13 protein-coding genes are annotated in these 13,899 nt (G+C 39.2%); 4 read left to right on the top strand and 9 right to left on the bottom strand.

The genetic code is table 11. The annotated features are described in order from the left end of the window. Positions 1 to 110: 110 nt before the first annotated feature. Entirely contained in the window at positions 111 to 1,580 is a 1,470-nt protein-coding gene (locus MKZ25_RS04135) for an aminotransferase class I/II-fold pyridoxal phosphate-dependent enzyme (RefSeq protein ID WP_340800275.1), read from the top strand. A 36-nt stretch (positions 1,581 to 1,616) separates the two neighbouring features. On the opposite strand, the gene MKZ25_RS04130 is transcribed toward MKZ25_RS04135, so the two are convergent. The 7 genes from MKZ25_RS04130 to pdhA form a co-directional block, all read right to left on the bottom strand. Beyond that, on the bottom strand, positions 1,617 to 2,306 hold the full coding sequence (locus tag MKZ25_RS04130; RefSeq protein ID WP_340800274.1) for an LrgB family protein: 690 nt from the start codon (positions 2,304 to 2,306) through the stop codon (positions 1,617 to 1,619). After that, the gene (locus tag MKZ25_RS04125) at positions 2,269 to 2,682 is read right to left on the bottom strand and encodes a CidA/LrgA family protein (protein WP_340800273.1); all 414 of its coding nucleotides are present in this window, start codon (positions 2,680 to 2,682) and stop codon (positions 2,269 to 2,271) included. The genes MKZ25_RS04130 and MKZ25_RS04125 overlap by 38 nt, the downstream gene beginning before the upstream one ends. Positions 2,683 to 2,886: 204 nt before the next feature. Next, complete coding sequence (locus MKZ25_RS04120; RefSeq protein ID WP_340800272.1) at positions 2,887 to 3,459, bottom strand: hypothetical protein; 573 nt, start codon at positions 3,457 to 3,459, stop codon at positions 2,887 to 2,889. A 300-nt stretch (positions 3,460 to 3,759) separates the two neighbouring features. Continuing rightward, complete coding sequence (lpdA, locus tag MKZ25_RS04115; protein WP_340800270.1) at positions 3,760 to 5,172, bottom strand: dihydrolipoyl dehydrogenase; 1,413 nt, start codon at positions 5,170 to 5,172, stop codon at positions 3,760 to 3,762. A 4-nt stretch (positions 5,173 to 5,176) separates the two neighbouring features. After that, a complete protein-coding gene (locus MKZ25_RS04110; protein WP_340800269.1) occupies positions 5,177 to 6,565 on the bottom strand; it encodes a dihydrolipoamide acetyltransferase family protein in 1,389 nt (462 codons plus the stop codon). Between the two features lie 18 nt (positions 6,566 to 6,583). Then, entirely contained in the window at positions 6,584 to 7,561 is a 978-nt protein-coding gene (locus MKZ25_RS04105) for an alpha-ketoacid dehydrogenase subunit beta (RefSeq protein WP_340800268.1), read from the bottom strand. Positions 7,562 to 7,564: 3 nt separating this feature from the next. Next, on the bottom strand, positions 7,565 to 8,680 hold the full coding sequence (gene pdhA, locus MKZ25_RS04100; RefSeq protein ID WP_340800267.1) for a pyruvate dehydrogenase (acetyl-transferring) E1 component subunit alpha: 1,116 nt from the start codon (positions 8,678 to 8,680) through the stop codon (positions 7,565 to 7,567). Positions 8,681 to 9,063: 383 nt separating this feature from the next. Between pdhA and def the strand changes: the two genes are divergently transcribed. Next, a complete protein-coding gene (def, locus tag MKZ25_RS04095; protein ID WP_251689588.1) occupies positions 9,064 to 9,621 on the top strand; it encodes a peptide deformylase in 558 nt (185 codons plus the stop codon). A gap of 342 nt (positions 9,622 to 9,963) precedes the next feature. On the opposite strand, the gene MKZ25_RS04090 is transcribed toward def, so the two are convergent. Continuing rightward, positions 9,964 to 10,734, bottom strand: coding sequence for a Cof-type HAD-IIB family hydrolase (locus tag MKZ25_RS04090; protein ID WP_340800266.1), 771 nt, complete (start codon positions 10,732 to 10,734; stop codon positions 9,964 to 9,966). Between the two features lie 520 nt (positions 10,735 to 11,254). Here MKZ25_RS04090 and MKZ25_RS04085 point away from each other — a divergent pair. Together MKZ25_RS04085 and rnjA are read left to right on the top strand one after the other, a co-directional pair. After that, on the top strand, positions 11,255 to 11,464 hold the full coding sequence (locus tag MKZ25_RS04085) for a DNA-dependent RNA polymerase subunit epsilon (protein WP_340800265.1): 210 nt from the start codon (positions 11,255 to 11,257) through the stop codon (positions 11,462 to 11,464). A 5-nt stretch (positions 11,465 to 11,469) separates the two neighbouring features. Then, positions 11,470 to 13,137 (top strand): ribonuclease J1, encoded by a 1,668-nt coding sequence (rnjA, locus tag MKZ25_RS04080; protein WP_340800264.1) that lies wholly within the window; start codon positions 11,470 to 11,472, stop codon positions 13,135 to 13,137. A gap of 95 nt (positions 13,138 to 13,232) precedes the next feature. On the opposite strand, the gene MKZ25_RS04075 is transcribed toward rnjA, so the two are convergent. Further along, positions 13,233 to 13,895 carry a potassium channel family protein gene (locus tag MKZ25_RS04075; protein WP_340800263.1) on the bottom strand — a complete coding sequence of 221 codons (663 nt, stop codon included), beginning with the start codon at positions 13,893 to 13,895 and terminating at the stop codon, positions 13,233 to 13,235. Positions 13,896 to 13,899: the final 4 nt, after the last annotated feature.

Genomic DNA, 13,899 nt, shown 5'->3' with positions numbered 1-13,899 from the left:
ATAATAACTGTTAATTCAGTTGATTGAAATATTTATATAGTCAGCAACTTTAATAGGTGCTATAATTCACTTGTTTTTAAAAAATACTAAATAGTGAGGTGGTACCTGCGTTGTCACAGTTAGAGACTCCTTTGTTTGATGCATTACTTAAGCATCGCAACAGACACCCTATCCAGTTCCATATTCCCGGCCATAAAAAAGGGCAAGGAATGGATCCAGCTTACAGAGAATTTGTAGGCGACAACGTTTTATCAATTGATTTAATTAATATTGCTCCACTAGATGATTTACACGCTCCTAAAGGTGTGATTATGCAAGCACAAAACCTTGCTGCTGAAGCCTTTGGTGCTGACCATACATTTTTTTCCGTGCAAGGTACTAGTGGCGCCATCATGACGATGATTATGACTGTCGTTGGCCCAGGCGATAAAATTATAGTACCGCGGAATGTACATAAATCAATTATGTCAGCGATTGTTTTTGCAGGTGCTATTCCTATTTTTATTCATCCGGAAGTCGACAGTGAGCTCGGCATTTCTCATGGTATTTCACCTGAGTCCGTTGAGCGTGCATTGACAACATATCCAGATGCGAAAGCCGTACTTGTCATCAACCCGACGTATTTTGGTTTTGTTGCAGATTTAAAACGCATTGTCGAAATTGTACATGCACGTAATATTCCGGTAATTGTAGATGAAGCTCATGGCGTTCATATTAAATTCCATGATGAGCTGCCGTTATCTGCAATGCAAGCCGGCGCAGATATGGCTGCTACGAGCACACATAAGCTTGGCGGCTCCATGACAGGCAGCTCTGTCTTAAACGTCAGAGAAGGTCTTGTAACAGCTAAAAGAGTACAAGCTGTATTCTCTATGCTGACAACGACATCGACTTCCTATCCATTACTGGCGTCTTTAGATACGGCACGTCGCCAGCTTGCAGTTCATGGATATGATTTATTAGACGAAGCAATCCGTTTGGCGAAAGATGCCCGTAAACGCATTAACTCAATTCCGCATCTGCATTGTGTAGGACGTGAAAAACTCGGAACTTCAGCTACATTCGATATGGATCCATTAAAACTGTTAATTTGCGTTAAAGATTTAGGTATTACCGGACATGTTGCAGAAGAATGGTTACGTCAAAACGCCAACTTGGAAGTAGAGTTGTCCGATCTATACAATATTTTATGCTTAGTAACAATTGGAGATTCGAAAAAAGAAATTAATTTACTTGTTAATGCTTTGACACGTATGTCGAAAAACTTCGAATCGGATGCATCGGTTACTGAAACAAATGTTCAAATACCTGAAATTCCCGCTCTGGCCATGACACCGCGTGATGCTTTTTATGCACAGACAGAAAGTATTCCACTTGCACAGGCAGAAGGGTATATTTGCGCAGAATTTATTATGGTATATCCACCGGGCATTCCAATTTTTATTCCCGGGGAAATAATTACGCAAAGCAATATCGATTTTATTAGGATGAATATTGAAGCAGGTCTCCCTGTTCAAGGTCCAGAAGACAGTACATTACAAAATATTCGTGTTATTAAAGAACGTAAAGCAATTTATTAATATGTTCGACAGACAGCTAAATGCTGTCTGTCTTTTTTAAAATAAATAGATCGAAATAAGCGGAATGATGAATGCCCCCACCACAGCACTGAGCCCCATAGACAGTGAACCGATCGATAAATCTTCTTCACTATATTCCTTTAACTTTGTCAATCCTACACCGTGTGAAGCACTTCCCATAGCGACCCCTCGGCTTATTGCCGTATCAATTTTAAATACTTTAAATAGTACCGGTCCTAAAATGGCACCAGTAAATCCTGCCACCATTACCATTACAGCTGTAAGAGGCGGTATTCCCCCAACAATATCACTTACTTGCATCGCTACAGGTGTCGTTAAAGATTTAGGTAAAGAAGTAAGGATAAAGTCTCTGCCTGACCCGAAAAGGAAAAGCAATGATACAACGCTCATAAGACCCGCAAGCATTGCGACAACGATGCTGGTAATAATCGAGTACTTGTATTTGAATATAAGCTCTCGCTGGTTGTATAAAGGAAATGCCAGCGCTACAACTGCCGGACCCAGCATTTTGGATATCCATTGCCCGCCCTCCATATACGTTTCATACGGAATATTAAAAACTAGTAAAATAATGACTGTAACACAAGTCGCCGTTAAAATAGGCAACAATAATGGGTGACCTACTTTCAAGTATAGCCTGTTCAGTAATATAAAAAGAAGAACGGTGCTACTTATGATGAATAGAGTTAGCAGTAGATGCAGCAATATTCTCTTCCTCCTTCATTTTTCGTTCCTTTCTTTCTATCAGTTTGCTGATTTTACCGGTAATGACTAGCGCAAAAATGGTACTGATTATAACAGCTAAAACGAAAAGAGCTCCTGATAAAGTGAGCAGTTCAGGATAATTGATGACTGCTACAGTAGAAGGAATAAAAAATAATGTTAAAAATGCCAACATAAAACTGGCACCTTTTTGTATGTATTTCACATTTAAAATTTTAAAGTATAGCGCAAGCCATAATATAACTAACCCGATAATACTTCCGGGTATAATAATGCCGGTAACTGAAACGATAATTTCTCCAGCGAGATAAAATAGAATGATAATACCAATTTGAGCAATAGTACGAATAATCTCCACCCGCTCTCCCCCTTTACACAGTATTATTGTACGTCTATTAGAAATTTCTGTCTATTTTATTTTCCTGCTATAATTTGGTTGTATTCCAATTATATTTCAGCAATATTAAAAGCTATCTTGTTGAATTTATTCAAGATAGCTTCAGTCAGTCGGATTCAATTAACACCTCTTTAATATTCTCATCGCTCTAAGACCATTAATTTTTCAAACCATCTTTTTTGTTGGTAACTGTATATCCATTAGTGATCCTAAAACACTTCTTAAAGCGAAAACAAGTTCATGTGTGGTTGCGTTTTGATCAATCGTTTCTTTTGCAAATTGAATTGTTTGTTTTATTTGTTTAACAGATCGATCAGTCATTTCATTATACGGGAATCGTTGTACATTAAATAGAATCGCCTGCAATGTATTACGCAAAACAGAGCCGGTATTTTGAATTGGATTTACTTTGTTAATATAGTTATATGGATGAGGTGAATGCATTAATAAAGGACTTGTTTGAAGTTTCCCAGCGGCTATTATCAGCCCGTCAGAAGCTTGTGCTATATCAGTAGACTTCATCCCTATTGCATTGAATATGGCATGCTGCAACAAATCATAAGAATCTTTTGTGAAATTTTCCTTTTGCACTTCCAGCAGCTTCCTTACTAATATATCTAACGCAATTGCAGCAAAATGCTCTGGTTGTCCCTTTTGCCTTTCTTCTCTCGAATCCATTAATAATACAACTGTCGAAGATATCCATTCATTCTTCTTTTTTTCATTTTGATGGTCCATAACATCCCAACCCCTTAATCAAAAAAATCTAACATGCGGTCTACTCCATTAAATCAGAACTTTTTCCACAATATATTTAATGACAAATAGTTTATTTGCTCTACATGTTGCACTATCAAAATATCTTTTCCAGTTATATATAACCATATTTCACAATTTAAAAACCTTTCTTTCAAACGTTAGAAAATTAAAATTCCCCCCACAAGAAAACCAGTTTCCCCTTGCAAGACACCCCCATTACACATATCCACAAAAAAAACACTGCCCATCATCAAAAATGAGCAGTGTTATTTCATAAAATTATTTAGTTACAATATGGATTGGGTTGCCTAGTAAAACTTCAGCAGCTTCCATTGTAATTTCACCTAAAGTTGGGTGAGCATGGATTGTTAATGCGATATCTTCTGCAGTCATGCCGCCTTCAATAGCAGTTGCCATTTCAGCGATCATATCAGAGGCACCAACACCAACGATTTGAGCACCAACTAATAAGCCATCTTCTTTACGTGCTACTAGTTTCACGAAGCCTTCTGTTTCGTTTAATGCTAATGCACGACCGTTTGCAGCGAATGGGAATTTAGCAGCTTTCACTTCTAAACCTTCCGCTTTTGCTTGCTCTTCAGAGTAGCCTACAGTCGCCATTTCCGGATCTGTGAAGCATACTGCAGGAATTGCTAAGTAGTCAACTACTGATGGTTCACCAGCGATTGCTTCTGCAGCAACTTTACCTTCATAAGAAGCTTTATGAGCAAGTTGTGGACCAGCAACGATATCACCGATTGCATAGATGTTCGATACTGAAGTACGACTTTGTTTGTCTACTTCCAATAATCCGCGTTCTGCGAATTTAATGCCCACTTCTTCTAAGCCCATTTCATCCGTATTCGGACGACGACCTACAGTTACTAATACGTAATCTGCTTCAACAGTTTTCTCTTCGCCGCCTGCTTCATAAGTAACGATTACGCCGTTTTCGTTTTCTTCTACGCCTTTAGCAGATGCATTTACTACTACTTCAACACCTTTTTTCTTAAGGCCTTTTTTAACGATTTGCGTCATTTGTTTTTCGAAACCAGCTAAAATATCTTTGCCGCCTTCGATAATTGTTACTTGAGAACCTAAGTTAGCATAAGCAGAACCAAGCTCAGTACCGATGTAACCGCCACCGATAACTACTAATTTACCTGGTACTTCAGGGAAAGATAATGCACCAGTTGAGCTTACTACTCGCTTAGTAAATTTAAATGTCGGGATTTCGATTGGACGAGATCCTGTTGCTAAAATAGCATTTTTAAATGTATAAGTTTGAGCATTATCGCCGTCGATAACACGTACAGTGTTTGCATCCACGAAGTATGCTTCACCTTTTACGATATCTACTTTGTTTCCTTTTAATAAGCCCTCAACGCCGCCAACTAACTTTTTAACAACGCCGTCTTTAAATGCTTGTGCTTTAGACCAGTCTAATTTCACTTCAGATGCTGTAACACCCATATCATCTGAATGTTGAGCATTTTCAAAGCGGTGACCTACAGAAATTAACGCTTTTGAAGGAATACAACCTACGTTTAAACATACTCCGCCTAATGCTCCACGTTCAACGATTGTTACTTTTTGACCTGTTTGTGCTGCACGGATTGCTGCTACATAACCACCAGGGCCAGAACCTACTACAAGAGTATCTAGTTCGATTGGGAAATCTCCTACTACCATTTTTTTACGCCTCCATTAATAATAGTTGCGGCTCACTTAATAAACGTTTTAAATGATTTAAAGCGTTTTGTGCAGTCGCTCCATCGATCATTCGATGATCAAAGCTCAATGATAATGCTAACACATGTGCTGCTACAATTTCACCATTTTTTATTACTGGTTTCTCTGAAATACGCCCAATTCCTAAGATTGCCACTTCAGGATGGTTAATTACCGGTGTGAACCATTGTCCACCGGCTGAACCGATATTTGTAATCGACATTGACGCACCTTTCATTTCATGCGTTGCTAGCTTACCATCGCGTGCTTTTACAGCCAATTCATTAATTTCCTGAGATAAGCCAAATACTGACTTACGATCAGCATGCTTAATTACAGGAACTAATAAACCTTTTTCTGTATCAGCCGCAATACCAATATTATAGTAATGTTTTTGAATAATTTCCTGTGTCGCATCATCAAGCGAACGGTTGAAATCAGGATATTTACGTAAAGTCGAGATTAAAGCCTTCACAACATACGGTAAATACGTCAATTTAACACCTTGCTCTGCTGCAATATCCTTGAATTGCTTACGATGTGCAACAAGTTCTGTTACGTCCACTTCATCCATTAATGTTACGTGCGGAGCCGTATGTTTTGAATGTACCATCGCTTTTGCGATTGCTTTGCGGATACCACTCATTTTTTCGCGTGTTTCAGGGAACTCGCCTTCAAGTGCAACTGGCGCAGCCTGTTTTGTTTCTGTTTGTTTCTCTTCTGCTTGCGGCTGTTGTGTCTCTTTTGTTTCTTCATTTTCAGATGCTGACTGTTGACCTCCGTTTAAGAAGCTTTCAATATCTTCTTTTAATACACGGCCGTTTTTGCCTGTACCTGAAACTTGCTGAATCTCGACACCTTTTTCACGAGCATATTTACGAACAGAAGGCATTGCGATGATGCGTTTGCCTGAAGCTTCCGATTCAGATGGTGATGCAGCTTTTTCTGTTTCAGCAGGAGCTTCCGGCTGAGCAGCATCTGCATTTTTATCCTTTTTAGTTTCTTCTTTTTTCACATCTTGGCCAGCTTCAGCAGTAGACTGTACCTGTGCTTCTGTTTTATTTGATTCATTTGATTCGTGGTGGTCATCACCTTTTAGTTTTAAATCTTCATAGCCTGGTGCATCAAAGCGGATTAAGGCATCCCCGACAATCGCCACCGTTCCTTCTTCTACGTAGATTTCTTCTACTGTACCATCAACTGGTGACGGAATTTCCACGACTGCTTTATCATTTTGAACTTCTGCTAAAATATCGTCTTCTTTTACTTGATCGCCAGGTTTAACGAACCATTTGACGATTTCACCTTCATGAATACCTTCTCCGATATCTGGTAAACGAAACGTAAATGCCATTTATCTCACCCTCAATTCTTAGAATGTTAAGACTTTCTTTGCAGTTTCCATTACATCTTTATACGTCGGCAGCCATACACCTTCCGCTTGCGGGAATGAATAAATTGTATCTGGTGCAGCTACACGCAGTACCGGTGCTTCCAATGATAGTATCGCACGTTCTGTAATTTCTGCGACAACATTTGCCGCAATCCCTGCCTGCTTTTGAGCTTCCTGAACAACGATTGCACGACCTGTTTTTTCAACAGATGCAATAATTGTTTCGATATCTAACGGCTGAATTGTACGTAAATCGATTACTTCTACTGAATAGCCCTCTTTTTCCAACTCTTCTGCCGCTTTTAGACTTTCATGAACCATTAAGCCGTAAGCAATGATAGAAAGGTCTTTCCCTTCACGCTTCACATCTGCTTTACCCAATTCAATTGTGTATGACTCCTCCGGAACTTCTTCACGGAATGAACGGTAAAGTTTTAAATGCTCTAAGAAAATAACCGGATTATCATCACGAATAGAAGCAATCAGTAACCCTTTTGCATCATATGGTGTTGATGGAATAACTACTTTTAATCCCGGTGATTGAGCCATTAGTCCTTCTAATGAATCCGAGTGCATTTCAGGCGTATGAACACCACCGCCAAATGGTGAACGGATTGTTACTGGTGCATTATACGTACCGCCTGAACGATATCTCATACGAGCCAATTGTCCGCTGATAGAATCCATTACTTCGAATACGAAGCCGAAAAATTGAATTTCAGGTACTGGACGGTATCCTGTTAACCCTAAACCAATTGCTAAACCACCAATTCCTGATTCTGCAAGTGGCGTATCAAATACACGATCTACGCCGAATTCTTTTTGAAGACCTTCTGTTGCACGGAATACTCCGCCGTTTACACCAACGTCTTCACCGAATACTAAAACGTTCTCGTCATTTTTTAATTCGCAACGTAATGCATCTGTAATTGCTTGAATCATTGTCATTTGTGCCATGGCTTATTTCGACTCCTTCTCTTTATAAATCGCATACTGTTCTTTTAAGTTCGCAGGCATTTCTCCAGCGTACATATTTTCCATTAATTCCGTAACTTTTTGTTTTGGTGCTTGGTCCGCTTGTTTAATTGCATCTTTAATCTCTTCTTTAGCACGCTCGATCACTGCTTCTTCTTTTTGCTCATCCCATAAACCTTTACCTTCAAGGAATGTACGGAAGCGTACTAATGGATCTTTCGCAGCCCATTCATTGTCGATATCCGTTGTACGGTAACGTGTCGGGTCATCCCCTGCCATCGTATGCGGCCCATATCGGTAACACATCGTTTCGATTAACGTTGGTCCTTCACCGCGGACAGCACGGTCACGCGCATCCTTTGTCGCCGCATATACTGCTAATGGATCCATTCCATCAACCAATATACTTGGAATACCTGCCGCTATACCTTTTTGTGCTATAGTCTTAGCAGCCGTCTGTAATTCACGTGGAGTTGAAATTGCAAACTGGTTGTTTTGTACGATGAAAATCGCCGGAGATTTGAAAGCTCCTGCAAAGTTAATGCCTTCGTAGAAATCCCCTTGAGATGAACCACCGTCACCTGTATAAGTAATCGCAACTGTTTTTGAACCACGTTTTTGCAGGCCAAGTGCCACACCAGCCGTTTGGATATATTGCGCACCGATAATAATCTGCGGTGCCAATACATTAACGCCTTCCGGTACTTGGTTACCAATGAAGTGACCGCGGCTGAATAAAAATGCCTTCCATAATGGTAAACCGTGCATAACGATTTGCGGTACATCACGATAGCCCGGCAAAATCCAGTCTTCTTTTTCCAAAGCATATTGTGATGCGAGCTGTGAAGCTTCCTGACCCGCAGTCGGTGCATAGAAACCAAGACGTCCTTGACGGTTTAATGAAATCGAACGTTGATCTAAAATACGTACGTACACCATACGTTCCATCAATTCAACTAATTGCTCGTCCGTTAAATCCGGCATTGCCGCTTCATTTACTATTTCACCCTGCTCGTTTAAAATTTGGAACATCTCAAAATTGTTTTCGATTTCCTGTAACGTTCCAGCTGGGTCCAATTGATTCTTCATTTTTTCTGCCATTGTTTACATCCCCTTTGAACTGTATTAAAAAAAATTCGTTTTTTACTAGTACAACGTTTCTATAAACCGAGTATAAAGAATAAAATTCTATCGGTCAATCATTGTTTATCATCTTAATTAAAGATTTTTCCTCACATTTGTTTAAACTGATACAGTTGCATTACCTGTATCACACTCGAATCACCTCTGTACTATAATAGAAAAAACCCAAAATCAATATTGTTATTTAATTCATAATACCGCACGATTTATTCATTCCCTTATAATGAATTGTTAAATCTGAAATTGTGATAAATTTCTTTTGGAGAAGGTTTTTTCTTACTTCGATTCCGGAGAGTCGTGTATACTTACACATATAAGTTTGAACTGAAAGGAAGTTTCACATGATTTTAATGGAACATATTATCCGTGAAGGACACCCTACTTTACGTACCCGCGCGGAGGAAGTAACTTTTCCGCTATCTGCAGAAGATCGACAACTCGCAGATGATATGCTGCAATACTTAATTAATAGCCAAAATCCTGAAATTGCTGAAAAATATAATTTACGCGGCGGCATCGGCTTAGCTGCAAATCAGGTTAATAGTTTAAAACGGATGTTTGCGCTGCATTTGGAAGACGAAAACGGCGAACAGATCAGCTTTGTCGCAGTTAACCCTAAAATCGTTAGCCATTCCGTTGAACAGACTTATATTACAAGCGGTGAAGGCTGCCTATCTGTAGACCGTGCCGTACCTGGCTATGTCTATCGCTATGCACGTATCACTGTAAAGTTTATGACCGTGGACGGGGAAGAAAAGAAAATGCGTTTATCCGGACTCCCTGCCATCGCATTCCAGCACGAACTTGATCATTTAAACGGAGTTATGTTTTACGATCGCATCGATGAAAAAGACCCGTTTGTCCAATTAGAAAACAGCATTCCATTCGGAAGAGATTAAATCCTCAGAACCCATTTTCGTTAGCAGCGAGAATGGGTTCTTTTTTTATAAGTTACTTATAGAAGGAAGTCGCTTTGACTTTAGAAGTTCTAATAAAATTGAAAAAGTTCTAATATTCCTGTAAATGTTCTAATAAAAGAGAGATTTTCTAATATAACTGGCAAATGTTCTAAAATGCCTGCCCGATGTTCTAAAATCCTTCCCATTCTTTCTAATATCGTTCTTCGGTTATCTAATAACCTCCTACATTGTTCTAATAAAACCCGGCTCCGGCTCCCACAACAAAAAAACGTTGTGAAGAATTCCTCCACAACGTTTCTTTCAGTATTTTAACCACTTCTACTAAATTAACTTCAACTTCTTCATCGCGTCTGCCAAACCACCATTGTCCACATGTCCCGTAATCATCGAAGCCACTTCCTTTGCCCGTTCATGACCATTTTCCATCGCAACACTATAGCCAAACTCCGACAGCATTTCAATATCGTTTAAACCATCGCCAAATGTAATAACATCCTCTTCAGGAAAATCAATATGTTCCAGTAATTTTCGAATGCCGTTCGCCTTTGAACCACCGTCAGGCAATACATCACAAGAGAATGGATGCCAACGTATAAATTGTACTTGCGGGAATTGCTGCTCATAAATCGGCTGATCTTTTTCTTCTATAAATACAAGTGTTTGATAAACCGGCGTATGCAAGTAGTATTGCGGATCAATTTGCGGATATGGGTATTGTAGTGTAGATAAACTGCTTTCCACACTTTCATAGTCGCTTTCGGTAGCGATCATTTCCTTTTCATTCAGGAAAACTAAAGGATGATTTCGCTGTGCACCAAATTCCAGAATTTCCGTTAATGTTTCATTTTCGATCTGATCTGTATAAACGACCTCGCCTTGGTAAACGACATATTGGCCGTTAAATGTTACATATGTATCGATTTGCAGCTCTTCCAGTATATCTTTTATCATAAATGGCGCTCGCCCTGTTGCAATCGCTATTTCGTGACCATTTTCACGAGCCTTGAATATAGCCTCTTTTGCTGAAGCAGGTAATGTCTTATCTGAATTATATAGAGTGCCGTCTACATCAAAAAATAATATTTTCTTCAATTTATAACGCTCCTTTAATTATTATCCCGCATTAACGGGTAGTAAATCATAACTTGAAAGTGTATCTGCAAAGGCGAGACTTCCACCTCCAGACTTAAACAGGGCAAAAAGGATAGAGAGGAGATCAACTACCCGTAAATGCCCGATTGGTTTAACTAACAATCCAGGGGGATAAAGAACCCCATGGATAGAAGTTCACCTTATAGGCCCTTTACAAAAATCTGAATATTTTGTATAATGAGTGTGAGGAGTGATGACCTATGTTAAAACGTCTCAAAAAGAAATGGCGGAAACGATTAAATGGCATCCTCGGAAAAAAATTAATTGCCTAACACATCATTTACAGTGGCACGCCCAATTACAGGACGTGCCATTTTTTTGATTCGTGAACACATCCGTGTTGACGAAATTTGAAGGGCTTTTCTTTATTTTAAAGGAGTCCCGTGATAATATAAAGGAAATGCATTTTTCTACAAAATAGAAGTGCAGTAATAATGTTCGTACTTAAAGGAGAGTAACTATGATTTACAAAGTCTATTATCAAGAAAACATTTCTGAGATTCCAGTTCGCGAAAACACAAAAACACTTTATTTAGAGGCGGCATCTGAACGTGAAGTACGTCACTATTTAAAAGACCGTAACTACAATATCGAACTTGTTCAACTTCTAGAGGGCAACTATTTAGAATATGAACAAAATAGCCCGAATTTCCATCTGGAGAACGCTTAATTGTTATGAAATTCGTTAAGAATGATCAAGCGGCTGTATTCGCACTCGGCGGACTGGGCGAAATCGGCAAAAACACATATGCAATACAATTCCAAGATGAAATCATACTAATAGATGCAGGTATTAAATTCCCTGAAGACGATTTGCTTGGCATTGACTATGTAATTCCAGACTATACGTATTTAGTTCGAAACGTAGACAAAATCAAAGGCTTATTTATAACACATGGTCACGAAGATCATATCGGTGGTATTCCTTATTTATTACGTCAAGTTAATATTCCTGTATATGGCGGAAAACTTGCACTAGGTCTACTTCGCAACAAATTAGAAGAGCACGGCTTATTACGTACAACAAAACTGATTGAATTTAAAGAGAATGATGTCATTAAATTCCGTAAAACAGCTGTTAGCTTCTTCCGTACAACACATAGTATTCCAGATGCATATGGTATTGTCATCAAGACACCACCGGGTAATATTGTGCATACTGGTGACTTTAAGTTTGACTTTACTCCAGTGGGCGAGCCCGCTAACTTGACGAAAATGGCAGAAATCGGCCGTGATGGCGTTCTTTGTTTACTATCAGATAGTACAAATGCCGAAAAGCCTGATTTTACAATGTCTGAGCGTACAGTTGGGAAAAGCATTGACGAAATTTTCCGTAAAGTTGATGGACGTATTATTTTTGCAACATTTGCTTCAAATATCCACCGATTACAACAGGCAACAGACGCAGCTGTGAAATACGGTCGTAAAGTTGCAGTGTTTGGTCGTTCAATGGATAATGCGATTACAATCGGCCGTGAATTAGGCTATATTACAGCACCTAAAGAAACATTTGTCGATATACAAAGCTTAAACCGTTTACCAGCAAATGAAGTGATGATTTTATGTACCGGTTCTCAAGGTGAACCAATGGCTGCATTATCACGTATTGCTAACGGTACGCACCGTCAAATTCAAATCCAGCCTGGTGATACAGTTGTATTTTCATCTTCTCCGGTTCCCGGTAACACGATGAGCGTGAACAAAATTATCAACCTATTATTCCGCGCTGGTGCAGAAGTTATCCATGGTGCATTAAATAATATCCATACTTCAGGTCACGGTTCTCAACAAGAGCAAAAGCTTATGCTTCGTTTAATGAAACCGAAATTCTTTATGCCGATTCATGGCGAATATCGCATGCTGAAAATTCATACTGAATTAGCTGAAGCTTGTGAAGTTCCATTGGAAAACTCGTTCGTTATGGAAAATGGTGATGTTCTAGCATTAAGTGCAAATGAAGCACATGTTGCAGGACGCATCCCTTCAGGCGATGTGTATATCGATGGTAATGGGATCGGGGATATCGGCAATATCGTATTGCGCGATCGTCGAATTCTTTCAGAAGAAGGTTTAGTCATCGTTGTCGTAAGTGTCGATATGGCTAAAAACAAGCTTGTTTCGGGACCGGATATTATTTCTCGCGGATTTGTGTATATGCGTGAATCGGGCATGATGATCAATGAAGCGCAAAAAATGCTGAACCATCATCTAAACAGCACGATTCAGGAAAAAGATACACAATGGAATGATTTGAAAAATGAAATTACCGATGTATTAGGCCCATATTTATATGAAAAAACAAAGCGTCGTCCAATGATTTTACCGATCATTATGGAAGTATAAAACGGGACTAGTCTTCAATATAAAAAATCCATCATTTTGCTTTCGCAAGATGATGGATTTTTAGTTATGTCCGAATTCTACAACAACTGTCAAATTTATTTATGAATGACCTTCTTCACAAATCGGTTAATATCGACATCAGCACCGATTATGAGCAGGACATCCCCCACCTGAATACGTTCTGTTGCATTGGGAGAGATCATAATTTCATCACCGCGTGTAATGCCGACGATATTCAAGCCGTATTTTGCCCGTACATCCAGTTCGATTAACGATTGGCCGGCAATGCTTTCGTTTGCTTTAATTTCCATGATTGAATGTTCACCTGAAATCTCCAAATAATCAAGGACACTGTTTGACATCATATTATTCGCGATCCGGATGCCCATATCACGTTCAGGGTGTACAACAAAATCCGCACCGATTTTCAGCAATACTTTTTCATGATAATCATTTTGTGCCTTCACTGTAATTTGTGGAACGCCGAGTTCTTTCAAAATAAGCGTCGTTAAAATACTTGACTGAATATCTTCACCAATCGCTACAATGACATGTTCGAAATTCCATAAACCTAGTGATTTAATCGTTTCCTCTTCTGTCGTATCCGCTACTACGGCCTGTGTGGCAATACGGGCATATTCATCGACACGTTCACTATCAGTATCAATGGCCATTACATTTGCCCCCTGTTTAACGAGTTCACGTACAATGCTTCCTCCAAAACGTCCCAACCCTATTACTACGAATTCTTTTTTCATTCTT

Source organism: Solibacillus sp. FSL W7-1464, assembly GCF_038004425.1.
Taxonomy (GTDB): Bacteria; Bacillota; Bacilli; order Bacillales_A; family Planococcaceae; genus Solibacillus.
Note: the sequence above shows the minus strand (reverse complement) of the source record. Positions and strands in the feature narration are given on the sequence as shown.

What these genes read in the sequence shown, in the direction of transcription:
- pdhA (WP_340800267.1), bottom strand. Translation starts at nt 8,680, where the DNA reads ATGGCAGAAAAAATGAAGAATCAATTGGACCCAGCTGGAACGTTACAG.
- MKZ25_RS04110 (WP_340800269.1), bottom strand. Translation starts at nt 6,565, where the DNA reads ATGGCATTTACGTTTCGTTTACCAGATATCGGAGAAGGTATTCATGAA.
- MKZ25_RS04120 (WP_340800272.1), bottom strand. Translation starts at nt 3,459, where the DNA reads ATGGACCATCAAAATGAAAAAAAGAAGAATGAATGGATATCTTCGACA.
- MKZ25_RS04105 (WP_340800268.1), bottom strand. Translation starts at nt 7,561, where the DNA reads ATGGCACAAATGACAATGATTCAAGCAATTACAGATGCATTACGTTGC.
- lpdA (WP_340800270.1), bottom strand. Translation starts at nt 5,172, where the DNA reads ATGGTAGTAGGAGATTTCCCAATCGAACTAGATACTCTTGTAGTAGGT.
- MKZ25_RS04085 (WP_340800265.1), top strand. Translation starts at nt 11,255, where the DNA reads ATGATTTACAAAGTCTATTATCAAGAAAACATTTCTGAGATTCCAGTT.
- def (WP_251689588.1), top strand. Translation starts at nt 9,064, where the DNA reads ATGATTTTAATGGAACATATTATCCGTGAAGGACACCCTACTTTACGT.
- MKZ25_RS04075 (WP_340800263.1), bottom strand. Translation starts at nt 13,895, where the DNA reads ATGAAAAAAGAATTCGTAGTAATAGGGTTGGGACGTTTTGGAGGAAGC.
- rnjA (WP_340800264.1), top strand. Translation starts at nt 11,470, where the DNA reads ATGAAATTCGTTAAGAATGATCAAGCGGCTGTATTCGCACTCGGCGGA.